At 43.2% G+C, this 229-nt stretch carries 1 protein-coding gene; it reads right to left on the reverse strand.

What is annotated here, in order from left to right; all coding sequences use genetic code 11:
- On the reverse strand, nt 1-229 hold a 229-nt coding region (locus tag R2R70_RS23685; protein ID WP_410979445.1), incomplete at both ends, for a hypothetical protein.

Raw genomic sequence — 229 nt, forward strand, 5'->3', positions numbered from 1 at the left:
GTGGCATCACGTCATTACCTGCGCCGCAAATCAATAGACGAACTTGTGGTTGCAAACGTTGCACAAGCCACTCTGTATTTACCTTGCCGTTTTCCACTATCACATATTTGGCATTTTCATCAGACAGCTTATGTTGTGCTAATTCTTCTACAGTATTGGCAAGTATGCTTGAAAGAGCTGTCTTCCCTTGTGCAGAAACGCTGCCCAAACTGCGATGTTCATCTAAATT

It is taken from the genome of Cobetia sp. SIMBA_158, from assembly GCF_046566945.1.
Lineage (GTDB): Bacteria > Pseudomonadota > Gammaproteobacteria > Pseudomonadales > Halomonadaceae > Cobetia > Cobetia amphilecti.